Genomic DNA, 13,951 nt, shown 5'->3' with positions numbered 1-13,951 from the left:
CACCGTGCTGTCCGGCAGGACCCGGCGCGGGCACGGCGCCGTCCGGTGGCCGAGGTCGAATCGTGTGCAGCACCGGTGATGGGGGAGGATGACCCGCGTGATTGATCAGCTGTGGGAATGGATTGCCATCGCCGTCGGGATCCTCGTGGTCCTCGGAGGCGCCCTGCTCGGGCTCGTGCGTGGCCGGGGTGGGAAGACCAAGGACGCGCCACGCACCCCGGCGCCGACCGGCACGACCGACACCGAGGTCCTGCCCGGTGTCGGCGACGACGCCACCGAGCCGCGTGACGCGCCGAAGCGCTCGGTCGAGGATGTCGGTGGCGGGGTCGACACCCTGCCCGCACCGCAGACCCTGCCCGAGCCCGAGGTCGCCCCGAGCGTCGAGCGCCCCGACTCCGCCCAGGGCCGTCTCACCCGGCTGCGCGCCCGCCTGTCGCGCTCCAACTCCGCCCTCGGCCAAGGCCTGCTCGCCCTGCTCTCCCGAGGGCGTCTCGACGAGGCCGCCTGGGAAGAGGTGGAGGACACCCTCATCGCCTCCGACCTCGGCGTCGAGGCCACCACCGAGCTCGTCGACAGCCTGCGGGCCCGCGTCAAGGTCGAGGGCACGACCGACGAGGCCACCGTCCGCGGCTGGCTGCGTGAGGACCTGCTGCGCCTCGTCGACCCCGGGATGGACCGCGCCGTCGCCAGCAGCCGCGTCGGCGAACGTCCGGCCGTCGTGCTCGTCGTTGGCGTCAACGGCACCGGCAAGACCACCACCGTCGGCAAGCTCGCCCGCGTGCTCGTGGCCGAGGACAAGGACGTCGTCCTCGGTGCGGCAGACACGTTCCGCGCCGCCGCCGCCGACCAGCTCGAGACCTGGGGCGCCCGCGTCGGGGTGCCGACGGTGCGCTCCGACCGCGACGGCGCCGACCCCGCGGCGGTCGCGTTCGACGCCGTCAAGGCCGGCATGGAGATGGAGGCCGACGTCGTCCTCGTCGACACCGCGGGTCGCCTGCACAACAAGGTCGGCCTCATGGACGAGCTCGGCAAGGTCAAGCGCGTGATCGAGAAGCAGAGCCCGATCGACGAGGTCCTGCTCGTCCTCGACGCCACCACCGGGCAGAACGGCCTGCGCCAGGCCGAGGTCTTCGCCCAGGTCGTCGATGTCACCGGCATCGTCCTGACCAAGCTCGACGGCACGGCCAAGGGCGGCATCGTCGTGTCCGTCCAGCGCAAGCTCGGCGTGCCGGTCAAGCTCGTCGGCCTGGGGGAGGGCCCGGACGACCTCGCGCCGTTCGATCCCGAGGCGTTCGTCGACGCGCTGCTCGACTGAGGGTGCCTCACCTGAGACCGGCCCGACGGCTCGCTGCCGCGGTCCTCGCCGCGGCAGCACTGGGTATGGCGTCCACCGGCGCGACCGCCTCCGCCACCGTCGGCACGACCGCGTCCGCGGGCGGCGGGTTCCGGATCCTCGACGACCGGATCGAGGAGTCCTCGGGGCTCGCGCTGAGCCGGGCCCACCCGCACACCGTCTGGACGGCCAACGACTCGGGCGACTCCGCGCGGATCTTCGCCGTCGACACCCGCACCGGGAAGACCGTCGGGGTCCACTCCTTCGGCGCGCCGGTGGTCGACGTCGAGGCGCTCGCGGTCACCCCACAGGGACGGGTCCTCGTCGCCGACATCGGTGACAACGCCCGTTCCCGCGAGGTCGTCAGGGTCTTCTGGTTCGACGAACCGGCGCTCGGCACCACCAGCGGTGGCTGGGCCTCGTGGGAGCTGACCTACCCCGACGGGCCGCACGACGCGGAGTCGATCGCCGTCGACCCCACGACCGGGCGCGTCGTCATCGTCACCAAGAGCGCCGACGGCGGCGTCTACGCCCTGCCCGAGAAACCGAGTCGACAGGGCGTCAACCGCCTGGAGCGCCTCGCCGACGCCCCTGCGACGGCGACCGACGCGGTGTTCCTCGGTGACGGGTCGGCGCTCGCCGTCCGCACCTACACCCAGCTCGTCCTGCTCGACCCCACGTCGTGGCGCCCCCTGGTGTCCGCCCTGCTCCCGCTCCAGCGCCAGGGCGAGACGATCGCCCTCGCCCCGGGCGCCGACCAGGGCCTGCTCGTCGGGAGCGAAGGCAGCCGGTCACCGGTGCAGCAGGTCACCGTGCCGGCGACACCGGTCGCCTCGCCCTCCTCGGCGGCGACCCGGGCAGCCACCCCCGCTCCGTCTGCGTCGACCTCGGGTCCGAGCGCCGGCCCGATCACGGGTCCGGGTCAGGCGCCCGACGCCACCCCGCCGGTGAACCGTGCCCAGCTCGTCGCCGGCCTCGGCGGCTCGGTCGCCCTCGTCCTCGTCGCCCTCCTGGCGACCCGGCTGGCCCGACGCGCGCAACGCCGATGACCCGGCGCCACTGAGCGGGGGCACCGCCCGTGACCCGAGTCTTTGAGCGTCTGACCCCGTCAGGGTGGGGTCAGACGCTCAAAGACTCGGGTGGGTGGCGCCGTACGGGCGCTGTGGTCGCCGACCACAGCCCTCCCATCGCCTACCCTGTGGGCGTGGAACCGGGGGTCGTGCGACTGGGCGCCGCTGCGAAGTCGTGGCGGGCCGTCGTCGTCCTCGCGCTCACCGTCCTCTTCTGCGCCGGCTCCCTCGTCGGGGACGACCACTGGTGGCCGTTCAGCCCGTGGCGGATGTTCTCCACCTCGCAGGCGGCCACGGGGTCGGTGATCTCCACCGGCATCGAGGTGCAGACCGCCGACGCCCCCGACACGTGGGTCAGCGCTCCGCTGACCCCGGAGAACACCGGCCTCAACCGCGCCGAGATCGAGGGCCGCATACCGCAGATCGAGGCCGACCCCGCACGGCTTGGGACGCTCGCCCGCAGCCACGCCGAGCTGCGCCCGGACGCCCCCGAGTGGACCGCCCTGCGCGTGGTCCGCCGCCAGATCGTCGTCGTCGACCGGAAGCCCACGGGCGAGGTCCGCACCCAGGTCGTCGCGCAGTGGGAGGCACGATGACACGCCTGAGTGGATGGCTCTTCGCGCCGATGCCGCTCGCGCGGGTGGCCGTCCTGCGGCTGCTCGTCTTCGCGTTCGTCGTCATCGACGTCCTCGGCCTGCACACCTCCGGCTGGTACCACGGCTGGGCCGACCCCGTCTGGTACGAGCCCCTCGTCATGGGGGAGGTGCTGCACCTGCCAGCCGCGACGGTGCTGCTCGTCCAGACCCTCAAGTGGGGCTGCGTGCTCGCAGCCCTCGCCGCGATGACCGGCCGGGCACCGCGGCTGCTCGGGTGGACCGTGGCCGTCGGCTGGGTCTGGTACCAGTACGTCGCTTTCTCCTACGGCAAGGTCGACCACGACCGGGCCGACTTCGTCGTGGCGCTCGCGCTGCTGCCGACCGTGGGGATCGCCCACCTGTCCGACCGGCGCCGTAGCGAGGCCGCGGGCTTCGCGCTGCGCGCCATCCAGCTGGCCGCGGTGGCGACGTACTTCCTGTCCGCCTGGGCCAAGATCCGCTTCGGCGGCTGGGAGTGGGTCAACTCGGCGACCATGGTGCGGGCGGTGGTGCGCCGGGGGACGCCGATGGCCCAGTGGCTGCTCGAGGTGCCGTGGACGCTGCACGCGTTCCAGTGGGTGCTGTTCGCGGCCGAGCTCACGGCCCCGGTGATCTTCCTGCTCTCCGAGCGGTGGCGGCGCCGCGTAGTGGCCGGGTGGTTCGTCTTCCACGCGATGACCTACGCCGCCATCACCATCGCCTTCTGGCCGCACCTCGTGATGATGCTCGCCTTCCTGCCCCTGGAGCGGTATGCCGCGTGGCTGCGCGAGCGCTTCCCCCGCCTCCCGGGTGGGTCACCGCCCTCGAGCGGGTCACCACCGGGGGAGCCCGTTGAGGCGGTCGCACCGGACCCGGCCGGACGTCGTCCGGGGGCGACGGTCGGCACCGCTGGTTAGCATCGGCCGATGAGCCGAGCCGAGCACGCCGCAGCCTTCCTCGCCGCCGTCGACCTGTCCCGGGAGCTGGCGACCACCCCTCAGGTGGCCGCCGCCTGGGACCGCGAGAGCAGCTGCTCCGGGATGACGGTGGGCGGCCTGACCCACCACCTCTTGCAGCAGGCCGACCTCGTCGCCGACGGCCTGCGCGCCGAGCCGAAGGCACAGGAGCCGATCACGCTCGCCGAGCACTACGAGCGGGCCGCGTGGGTCAGGGCTGCGCCGGAGGACGAGGTCAACGTCGGCATCCGCGAGGGCGGCAACGAGCAGGCCCGGTCCGGGCGCGACGCCGTGCTGGCCGGGGCCCGCGTCACCATCGACGCCCTGCCCGCGCTGCTGGCGGCGCCCCGCGACCCCGACACCATCCACCTGCCGTGGCAGGGCTGGTCGCTGACCACCACCGACTTCCTCACGACCCGCATGATGGAGCTGGTCGTGCACGGTGACGACCTCGCCTCGAGCGTGGACCTGGACACCCCCACCCACCGCCGTGAGGTGATCGAGCCGGTCCTGGCCCTGCTGACCGGTGTCGCGGTGCGACGGCACGGCCAGGCGGCCCTGGTCCGGGCCCTCTCGCGCCCGCAACGGGCACCCGGCTCGGTGTCGGCGTTCTGACCTCCGGGCGGTGCTGACGAAACCTTGGCGAGCGCCATACCGGCGCAAGAAACCTGATTCTTACGCCGGTGACCAACCGCTAACACGCCCGTAACAAACGCGGGCACGACCTGAAACGCCGGGGCGTCACAGTTCTGGCCATGACAGAACCCACGATCAACGAGGCCGCGACCGCCTTCATGCTCGTCGCAGCCTCCATGGTGCTCCTCATGACCCCCGGGTTGGCGCTGTTCTACGGCGGCATGACCCGATCGAAGTCGGTCCTCAACATGATCATGATGTCGTTCGGGGCCCTGGGCGTCGTCGGTGTCGTGTACGTGCTGTGGGGCTACTCCATGGCGTTCGGCAACCTGCAGGACGGCTCGTCCGACATCGCGGGCCTGTTCGCCAACCCGTTCCACCTGTTCGGGCTGAACGGCGTCATCGGGCCCGACGGCTCGCGCCTCATCGACGTGTTCGGCGTCGACGTGTTCATCCCCGAGATCTTGTTCGTCGGCTTCCAGCTGACCTTCGCGGTGATCACCGTCGCGCTCATCAGCGGCGCGGTGGCCGACCGCGTGAAGTTCAGCACCTGGTTGGTCTTCTCCGGCATCTGGGCGACCGTCGTCTACTTCCCGATCAGCCACATGGTCTGGGGCGGCGGCATCCTGTCCGGCGCCGAGGGCGGCCTGTCCGCCGCCATCTACGGTGCGACCGACGGCGTGGCCAACGTGCTCCCGATCGACTTCGCCGGTGGCACGGTCGTCCACATCAACGCCGGTATCGCCGGCCTGGTGCTGGCCGTGATCGTCGGCAAGCGCTTCGGCTTCGGCACCCAGGCCATGCGTCCGCACAACGTGCCGACCGTGATGCTCGGTGCCGGCCTGCTGTGGTTCGGCTGGTTCGGGTTCAACGCGGGCTCCGAGCTCGCGGCCGACGGCCTCGCCTCGCTGGTCTGGGTCAACACGACCGCTGCGACCTGCGCCGCGATGCTCGGCTGGCTCCTCGTGGAGAAGATCCGGGACGGCCACGCGACCACCGTCGGTGGTGCCTCCGGTGTCGTCGCCGGCCTGGTCGCCATCACCCCCGCCTGTGGCGCCCTGTCGCCCGTCGGCTCGCTCATCCTCGGCGCCGTCGCCGGTGCCCTGTCGGCCCTCGCCGTCGGCCTGAAGTACAAGTTCGGCTACGACGACTCGCTCGACGTCGTCGGTGTGCACCTCGTCGCCGGCCTCTGGGGCACCATCGGTGCCGGCCTCCTGGCCACCTCCTCGGGCCTGTTCTACGGTGGCGGCATCGACCAGCTGGTCGTGCAGATCCTCATCGCCGTGGCCTCGCTGCTCATCTCCGGCATCCTGACGGCCGTCATCGCCCTGGCCCTCAAGGCCACCATGGGATGGCGCGTCGACAAGGACGTGGAGTCCGACGGCATCGACCAGTCCGAGCACGGTGAGTCCGGATACGACCTGGGCAGCCTGACCGGCGGCCGCTTCGGCTCCTCCGGTGCAGTGTCCACCTCGGCGCCCAGCGCCAAGACCCACGAGGGAGCCAGCGCATGAAGCTCGTGACCGCCATCATCAAGCCCCACCAGCTCGACGAGGTCAAGGAGGCCCTGGAGGCCTACGGCATCTCGGGCATGACCGTCAGCGAGGCGTCCGGCTACGGCCGCCAGCGCGGCCACAGCGAGGTCTACCGCGGTGCCGAGTACACCGTCGACTTCGTGCCCAAGGTCCGGGTGGAGGTCCTCGTCGACGACATCGACGCCGGTTCTGTCGCCGACGTCATCCTCAAGTCGGCCCAGACCGGTCGGATCGGCGACGGCAAGATCTGGACCGTCCCCGTCGAGGACGTCGTCCGCGTCCGCACCGGGGAGCGCGGGGTCGACGCACTCTGACCGACAGACGCACCACCCGCTCCGGCCCCCGACGGAGCGCCCCCACCGGCCGACACCCGGGACGATCCCCCCGTCCCGGGTGTCGGCCTTTGCGCCGCCGGGGCGCTAACACAGCCGTAACACGCGTGCGCACTGCGCGAAATGACGAGAGGGCACAGTGGCTGACATGACGATCGAGCAGACCGACCTGGCGGCTCGCCGCCTGGACCTGGCCGGTGCCCGGGGCTTCGACGCCCCCGGTGCGGGGCAGGTGCGCCGCGACGCCATCGCCGCCCTGACCCGGGAGTGGCTGACGACCGTGTGGCAGCAGGCCCTCGACGGTCGCCGCGCCGAGGGGGTGGCGCTTGCCGCGGTGGGCAGCCTCGCCCGCGGTGACGCCGGCCCGCTCAGCGACGTCGACCTCGTGCTGCTGCACTACGGCCGTTCGCTGTCGGGGGAGGACCTGCGCGGCCTCGCCGACCGCATCTGGTACCCCGTCTGGGACGCCGGGGTGCGCCTCGACCACTCGGTCCGCACCGTCAACCAGTGCCGCACCGTCGCCTCCGGTGACCTGACCGCGGCGGTCGGGCTCCTGGACCTGCAGTGCGTGGCCGGTGACGCCGAGGTGGTCACCGCCGCCCGGTCCACGGTCTCCCACGACTGGCGGGCCAACGCCCGCCGTCGCCTCCCACAGCTCATCGACGGCCTCAAGGCCCGGCACGCCCGGCACGGCGACCTCGCCCAGAGCCTCGAGGCCGACCTCAAGGAGGCCCACGGCGGCCTGCGCGACATGACGGTCCTCAACGCCCTCGTGGCGGCCTGGCTCACCGACCGTCCCCATGAGGCCGTCGACGCCGCGCACCGGGTCCTGCTCGACGTGCGCGACGCCGTCCACGTGGTCACCGGCAAGGGCCGCGACCGCCTGACCCGCGAGGACCACGACGCCGTCGCGGCCCTGCTGGGTCACCAGGACTCCGACGACATGCTCACCGAGGTCGCGACCGCCGGCCGCACCATCGCCTACGCCCTCGACGGGACGGTACGGCGCGCCGGCCAGTCCCAGCGCGCCCGCACCTTGCGCGTCGGGCCCCGCCGCCCGCAGCTCAACCCGCTGGGCTTCGGCATGTTCGAGCACGACGGCGAGGTCGTCCTCGGCCCGCGCAGCACCCTGTCCTCCGACGCGCTGCTGCCGCTGCGTGCTGCCGTCGTCGCTGCCCGCAACAACCTGCCGATCGCCCCCACCACGCTGGCCAACCTCGCCGGGCAGCCGCCGACCCTCGAGGAGCCGTGGCCGGAGATCGCCCGCGACCTGTTCGCCGACCTCCTCGCCACCGGCCCCGGCCTCATCGGCGTCTGGGAGGGCCTGGACCAGGCCGGGATCATCGACCGCTGGCTGCCCGAGTGGGCCGCCGTGCGCTCGCGTCCGCAGCGCAGCGCCGTCCACCGCCACACCGTCGACCGCCACCTCATCGAGACGGTCGTCATCGCCGGGGGACTGGTGCGCGGGGTGAGCCGCGCCGACCTCCTGCTGCTCGCCGCCCTCCTGCACGACATCGGCAAGATCCCGGGGGCCCACGACCACTCGGCCAGCGGGGCACCGCTCGCCCGCGCCATCGCGACCCGCCTGGGCTACCCGGCCGCCGACGTCGACATCGTGACCACCCTGGTGCGCGAGCACCTCACCTTGATCGACCTCGCCACCCGGCGCGATCACCAGGACCCGGGGACCGTCACCGCGGCCCGCGCCGCCGTCGGTGGCTCGCGGGAGGTCTTCGACCTGCTCGTCGCCCTCACCGAGGCCGACGCCTCCGCCGCCGGGCCGCAGGCCTGGACCGACTGGCGCGCCACCCTCCTGCGCCAGCTCGCCGAAGCCGCCCGGACCGGGTGGGAGGAAGGAACCATGCCCCCACCTGCCGAGAGCACCGCCGTGGCCGCAGCGGACCTCGAGTCCGTCGCCGCGGGGGAGCCCCGCGTCGTCGTCCGCCCCATGGGCGGGTCCTACCGCATCGACGTCTTCGACCGGGACCGGCTGGGACTCTTCGCCGACACCGCAGGGCTGCTCGCTGCATACGGGCTCGTCGTCCGCACCGCGATCCTGCGCACGGTCGACGGCGTCGCCGCCAACGAGTGGCACGTCGAGAGCCCGAGCACCGAGCCGCCGGACGAGCAGCGCATCGTCCGGGGCCTCGAACGGCTCGCCCAGGGCGACCGCGGTCCGCTCGGGCTGCTCGACCGCCGCCGCCAGTTCGCGGCACGCCCTAGCGCCGAGGCCGGCACGGGCTCGCCCGGCCAGGCCCGGGCCCTGGTCGTCCCGCACGCGTCCGAGGAGGCGACCGTGATCGAGGTGCGCGCCCAGGACCGTCCGGGGCTGCTCCACGAGCTGGGTATGGGGTTCGCGAAGGCGGGCCTGTCCGTGCGGTCCGCGCACATCGCCACCTATGCCGGGCAGACGCTCGACACGTTCTACGTCACCGAGTTCGGCGGGCGGCTGCTGCCACCGGCCAAGGTGGCCCAGACCGTGGCGATGGTCATCGACATCTGCGACGGGGCGGCCCCGGGCTCATGACGGCGGTCGTGTCGGTGTGCCCCGCCGCGACCGATTAGTCTGAGGGCCGTGTTCACGTCTCTCTCCGACCGCCTGACAGCCACCTTCAAGAACCTCCGGGGGAAGGGGCGGTTGTCCGAGTCCGATGTCAACGCCACCGTGCGCGACATCCGGCTCGCCCTCCTCGACGCCGACGTCTCGCTGCCCGTGGTGAAGCAGTTCACCTCCGCGGTGCGCGACCGTGCCCTCGGCTCGGAGGTCTCGGGGGCGCTCAACCCCGGCCAGCAGGTCGTCAAGATCGTCAACGAGGAGCTCGTCGGCATCCTCGGCGGGCAGACGCGGACCATCCAGTTCGCCAAGAACCCGCCGACCGTCATCATGCTCGCGGGTCTGCAGGGTGCCGGAAAGACCACCCTCGCGGGCAAGCTGGCGCGCTGGCTCAAGGAGCAGGGCCACACCCCGATCCTCGTCGCCGCCGACCTCCAGCGACCCAACGCCGTGACCCAGCTCGAGGTCGTCGGTGAGCGCGCGGGCGTCCCGGTCTACGCCCCGGAGCGCGGCAACATCGGCGGCCACGACGCCGTCGGCCCGACCGGCGAGGGCACCCGCTCGTTCGGCGACCCCGTGGGGGTCTCGCGCGCCGGTATCGAGCACGCCCGCCGCAACCAGCACGACGTCGTCATCGTCGACACCGCCGGCCGCCTCGCGGTCGACGCCAACCTCATGCAGCAGGCCGCTGACATCCGCACGGCCATCTCGCCGGACGAGGTCCTGTTCGTCATCGACGCGATGATCGGCCAGGCCGCGGTCGACACCGCGCTCGCGTTCCAGGAGGGCGTCGACTTCACCGGTGTCGTCCTGTCCAAGCTCGACGGCGACGCCCGTGGTGGTGCGGCCCTGTCTGTCGCCTCGGTCACCGGCCGCCCGATCATGTTCGCCAGCACCGGCGAGGGCGTGAAGGACTTCGAGGTCTTCCACCCCGACCGCATGGCTTCGCGCATCCTCGACATGGGTGACGTCCTCACCCTGATCGAGCAGGCGGAGAAGGCGTTCGACGCCCGCCAGCAGCAGGAGATGCAGCGCAAGTTCCTCGCCGAGGAGGACTTCACCTTCGACGACTTCCTCGACCAGATGGCTGCCCTGAAGAAGATGGGTGGCCTGAAGTCGATGCTCGGCATGATGCCGGGCATGGGCCAGATGAAGGCCCAGCTCGACAACCTCGACCCGCGCGAGTTCGACCGCATCGAGGCGATGGTCCGCTCGATGACGCCGTTCGAGCGCACCCACTCCAAGCAGATCAACGGGTCGCGTCGGCTGCGCATCGCGAAGGGTTCGGGCGTCGAGGTCTCCGAGGTCAACGGCCTGCTCGAGCGCTTCACCGAGGCGCAGAAGATGATGAAGCAGCTCGCCCGTGGCGGTGGCATCCCCGGCATGCCGGGCATCCCCGGGATGGGCGGCGGCGCCGGCAAGCGCGGCAAGCAGCAGCCGCAGCGCAAGAAGTCCAAGTCGGGCAACCCCGCCAAGCGGGCGGCCGACGAGCGCGCTGCGGCCGAGAAGGCCAAGGCCGCGCGCACGGGCGGTGGCGGTGGCGGCGGCTCGGCCTTCGGTGGTGGCGCTGGTGCGTCCGGCGCCCCGGCCGACATGGACCCGAGCCAGCTGCCCGCGGGCTTCGAGAAGTTCCTCGGACGGTGACGGCCGGGGCTGACGGGACCCCCGGCGGGATCGCCGCGGCCGGGTCGGTGCCGACGCTCCACACCCTCTCGGTCGGCACCGCCGGCCCGCGGGTCGCGTTCCTGCACGGGCTGTTCGGCCAGGGCCGCAACTGGTCGCAGATCGCCAAGGCGCTCGCTGGGCCGGACGGTGACGGCGCCCGCTCGACGCTGGTCGACCTGCCCGACCACGGTCGCTCGCCGTGGAGCGGGGAGTTCTCCTTCGCGGCCTACGCCGATGCGGTGGCGGCGACGCTGCGCGGCATCGACGCCGATGCGAAGTGGATGGTCGTCGGGCACTCGCTCGGCGGCAAGACCGCCATGCTGCTCGCGCTCCAGCACCCCGAGCTCGTCGCCAGGCTGGTCGTCGTCGACATCGCGCCGAAGTCCTACGGCAGCCTGGAGCGGTTCAGCGGCTACATCGCCGAGATGGAGCGGCTGCCGTTGTCGGCGCTGACCTCGCGTGGCGACGCGGAGGCACGGTTCGAGGAACCGAATGCCGGGGTCAAGGCCTTCCTCATGCAGAACCTGCGCCGTGACGGCGACACCTGGCGCTGGCAGGCCAACCTGGGCCTGTTCTCCGCGGACGCCGCGAAGGGGACCGGCTCGGTCATCGCCGACTGGCCCACGTCGGCCGGTGACCTCCCGGCCTTCGACGGGCCTGTGCTGTGGGTGGCGGGGTCGGAGTCGGAATACATCCGCGACGAGGACCTGCCGGCGATGCAGGCGCTGTTCCCGAAGGTGCGCCAGCTGACCGTCAAGGGTGCCTCGCACTGGGTGCACACCGATGCCCCCGAGGTCGTCGTCGAGGCCCTGCGCCGGTTCGTCCGACCGCTCGCCGACGGCTCCTGACCGGTCCGCGTCCTGCCGGGCCTGCGGTGGTCGCAGCGCGAGAGAACTCCGGGCTGCCTCGCTAGGGTCCTTCCATGGCAACGGTGCTGCACCTGCAGGGTGAGATCCTCGTCGGGCCGGACGATGTGCGTCCGGAGGCCTGGGTGGTCGGCGGGCGGTTGACGTTCGAGCGGCCCACGGCAGCCGGTGGCGACGTCCAGACCCTGCGCGGCTGGGTGCTGCCGGGACTCGTCGACGCGCACTGCCACGTCGGCCTGGACGCGCACGGCGCGGTCGACGACCAGACCGCTGAGTCCCAGGCGCTCGCCGACCGCGAGGCCGGAACGCTGCTCATCCGTGACGCGGGTTCGCCTGCCGACACCCGGTGGATCGACGAGCGCGACGACCTGCCGAAGATCATCCGGGCCGGGCGCCACATCGCCCGCACCCGTCGCTACATCCGCAACTTCGCCCACGAGATCGAGCCGGACCAGCTCGTCGAGCGGGTCCGGCTCGAGGCGAGGGCGGGTGACGGCTGGGTCAAGCTCGTCGGCGACTGGATCGACCGGGACACCGGCGACCTCGCGACCTGCTGGCCGGTCGACGTCCTCACCGACGCCATCGCCGCCGCCCACGAGGAGGGCGCGCGGGTCACGGCCCACTGCTTCGGCGAGGCCTCGCTCTACGACTTCGCCGCCGCCGGCACCGACTGCATCGAGCACGCGACGGGTCTGGAGCCCGAGACGATCGCGCAGTTCGCCGAGCAGCAGATCGCGATCGTGCCCACGCTGGTCAACATCGCGACCTTCCCCGCCATCGCCGAGCCCGCCAAGGAGAAGTTCCCGGCCTACCACCAGCGGATGCTCGCGCTGCACGAGCGCCGCTACGCCACCATCGGCGCGGCCCGCGACGCCGGCATCCCCATCTACCTCGGCACCGATGCCGGCGGTTCGCTGCGGCACGGCCTCGTGGCCGACGAGGCCCACGAGCTCACCAGGGCGGGGCTCAGCGCCGGTGAGGCCCTTCATGCCGCCACGTGGGGCGCGCGGACGTGGCTCGGCCGCCCCGGGCTCGAGGAGGGCGCGGACGCCGACCTCGTCGTCTACGCCGCAGACCCCCGCCGCGAGATCCGCGCGTTGGCCGCACCGGAGCACGTGGTGCTGCGCGGCACCGAGGTCTGAGCGCGCCACACCGCTCGCCCTGGAGCCAGCGAGGGCAGGTGGGCGACCTGTCGGAGAAGGGGTGGTTTCACCACATCCACGATGCGAGACATAAGCGCACGTTATTTGACCGATAACGCAACGCTATCCAAAATCCTAGGTGTCACATAGGAGATCACCTGCCGTCCGGCCGGTGACCACGGCCAGCCCTGCTGGCGCCGAAGGAGCCCACGATGAACCGTCACCCCCGCCTCGCCCTGGCCGCCGTCGCGACCGTTGGCGCGATGGTGATGACGGCCTGTGCGGGCGGAGGTGCCAGCGACACAGTCGGTGCGGCCGCCGGCGACGCAGGCGCGGCCACGAGCACCATCGACCTCTACGCCTACGCCGTCCCGAAGGTCGGTTTCGACAAGGTCATCCCCGCGTTCAACGCGACGGCTGCCGGCAAGGGCGTGCAGTTCCAGCAGTCGTACGGCGCGTCCGGCGACCAGTCGCGCAAGGTCGCCGCCGGCGCCTCGGCCGACTTCGTGAACTTCTCGGTCGAGCCCGACATCACCCGCCTCGTCGATGCCGGACTCGTCGACAAGGACTGGAATGCCAACCAGTACAAGGGGATCCCGTTCGGCTCGGTCGTCACGATCGTCGTCCGCAAGGGCAACCCGAAGGGCATCAAGGACTGGGACGACCTGCTCAAGCCCGGCGTCGAGGTCGTCACGCCCAACCCGTTCAGCTCCGGCAGTGCCAAGTGGAACCTCCTGGCCCCCTACGCCGCCAAGAGCGACGGCGGCAAGAACGACGCCGCCGGGCTCGCCTACATCGAGAAGCTCGTCACCGACCACGTGAAGGTGCAGCCGAAGTCCGGACGCGAGGCGACCGAGACGTTCCTCCAGGGCACCGGCGACGTGCTGCTGAGCTACGAGAACGAGGCGCTGTTCGCCGAGCGCAGCGGTGACCCGGTCGAGCACGTCACGCCGCCCACGACGTTCAAGATCGAGAACCCCACGGCCGTCGTCAACAAGAGCAAGAACCTCGAGAAGGCCAAGGCCTTCAACGACTTCCTCTTCACGCCCGAGGCGCAGAAGCTGTGGGCGCAGGCGGGCTTCCGCCCGGTGGACCCGACCGTGGCCAAGGAGTTCGCGGCCGACTTCCCCGAGCCGCAGAAGCTCTGGACCATCGACGACCTCGGTGGCTGGAAGACCGTCGACGGGACGCTCTTCAAGAAGGAGACCGGCTCCATCGCGCTCATCTACGACAAGGCGACGTCGTAAC

12 protein-coding genes are annotated in these 13,951 nt (G+C 72.1%); all 12 read left to right on the top strand.

Going from position 1 to position 13,951, the window contains the following annotated elements; all coding sequences use genetic code 11:
- Positions 1-88 precede the first annotated feature (88 nt).
- The 12 genes from ftsY (at position 89) to ABD286_RS04775 (ending at position 13,950) form a co-directional block, all read left to right on the top strand.
- A complete protein-coding gene (ftsY, locus tag ABD286_RS04830; RefSeq protein ID WP_344190827.1) occupies positions 89-1,315 on the top strand; it encodes a signal recognition particle-docking protein FtsY in 1,227 nt (408 codons plus the stop codon).
- A 2-nt stretch (positions 1,316-1,317) separates the two neighbouring features.
- Positions 1,318-2,382: a hypothetical protein gene (locus ABD286_RS04825; RefSeq protein WP_344190825.1), complete on the top strand. Its 1,065-nt coding sequence runs from the start codon at positions 1,318-1,320 to the stop codon at positions 2,380-2,382.
- 155 nt (positions 2,383-2,537) lie between these two features.
- Entirely contained in the window at positions 2,538-2,999 is a 462-nt protein-coding gene (locus tag ABD286_RS04820; protein WP_344190823.1) for a hypothetical protein, read from the top strand.
- Positions 2,996-3,934, top strand: coding sequence for a hypothetical protein (locus tag ABD286_RS04815; RefSeq protein WP_344190821.1), 939 nt, complete (start codon positions 2,996-2,998; stop codon positions 3,932-3,934). Before ABD286_RS04820 ends, ABD286_RS04815 begins: the two co-directional genes overlap by 4 nt.
- A gap of 9 nt (positions 3,935-3,943) precedes the next feature.
- Entirely contained in the window at positions 3,944-4,588 is a 645-nt protein-coding gene (locus tag ABD286_RS04810) for a maleylpyruvate isomerase N-terminal domain-containing protein (protein ID WP_344190819.1), read from the top strand.
- 140 nt (positions 4,589-4,728) lie between these two features.
- Entirely contained in the window at positions 4,729-6,123 is a 1,395-nt protein-coding gene (locus ABD286_RS04805; protein ID WP_344190817.1) for an ammonium transporter, read from the top strand.
- Entirely contained in the window at positions 6,120-6,458 is a 339-nt protein-coding gene (locus ABD286_RS04800) for a P-II family nitrogen regulator (protein ID WP_056883635.1), read from the top strand. The genes ABD286_RS04805 and ABD286_RS04800 overlap by 4 nt, the downstream gene beginning before the upstream one ends.
- 166 nt (positions 6,459-6,624) lie before the next feature.
- Positions 6,625-9,003, top strand: a complete 2,379-nt coding sequence (locus ABD286_RS04795; RefSeq protein WP_344190816.1) for a [protein-PII] uridylyltransferase — start codon at positions 6,625-6,627, stop codon at positions 9,001-9,003.
- A gap of 48 nt (positions 9,004-9,051) precedes the next feature.
- Positions 9,052-10,674, top strand: a complete 1,623-nt coding sequence (gene ffh, locus ABD286_RS04790; RefSeq protein WP_344190814.1) for a signal recognition particle protein — start codon at positions 9,052-9,054, stop codon at positions 10,672-10,674.
- Positions 10,671-11,543 (top strand): alpha/beta fold hydrolase, encoded by an 873-nt coding sequence (locus ABD286_RS04785; protein ID WP_344190812.1) that lies wholly within the window; start codon positions 10,671-10,673, stop codon positions 11,541-11,543. Before ffh ends, ABD286_RS04785 begins: the two co-directional genes overlap by 4 nt.
- Positions 11,544-11,617: 74 nt before the next feature.
- Positions 11,618-12,703: an amidohydrolase family protein gene (locus ABD286_RS04780; protein WP_344190810.1), complete on the top strand. Its 1,086-nt coding sequence runs from the start codon at positions 11,618-11,620 to the stop codon at positions 12,701-12,703.
- Between the two features lie 212 nt (positions 12,704-12,915).
- The gene (locus ABD286_RS04775) at positions 12,916-13,950 is read left to right on the top strand and encodes a sulfate ABC transporter substrate-binding protein (RefSeq protein WP_344190807.1); all 1,035 of its coding nucleotides are present in this window, start codon (positions 12,916-12,918) and stop codon (positions 13,948-13,950) included.
- Position 13,951: the final 1 nt, after the last annotated feature.

Origin of the sequence: Pedococcus aerophilus (assembly GCF_039532215.1) — a bacterium.
Classification (GTDB): Bacteria; Actinomycetota; Actinomycetes; order Actinomycetales; family Dermatophilaceae; genus Pedococcus; species Pedococcus aerophilus.
This window is presented reverse-complemented; position numbering and strand designations above follow the sequence as displayed.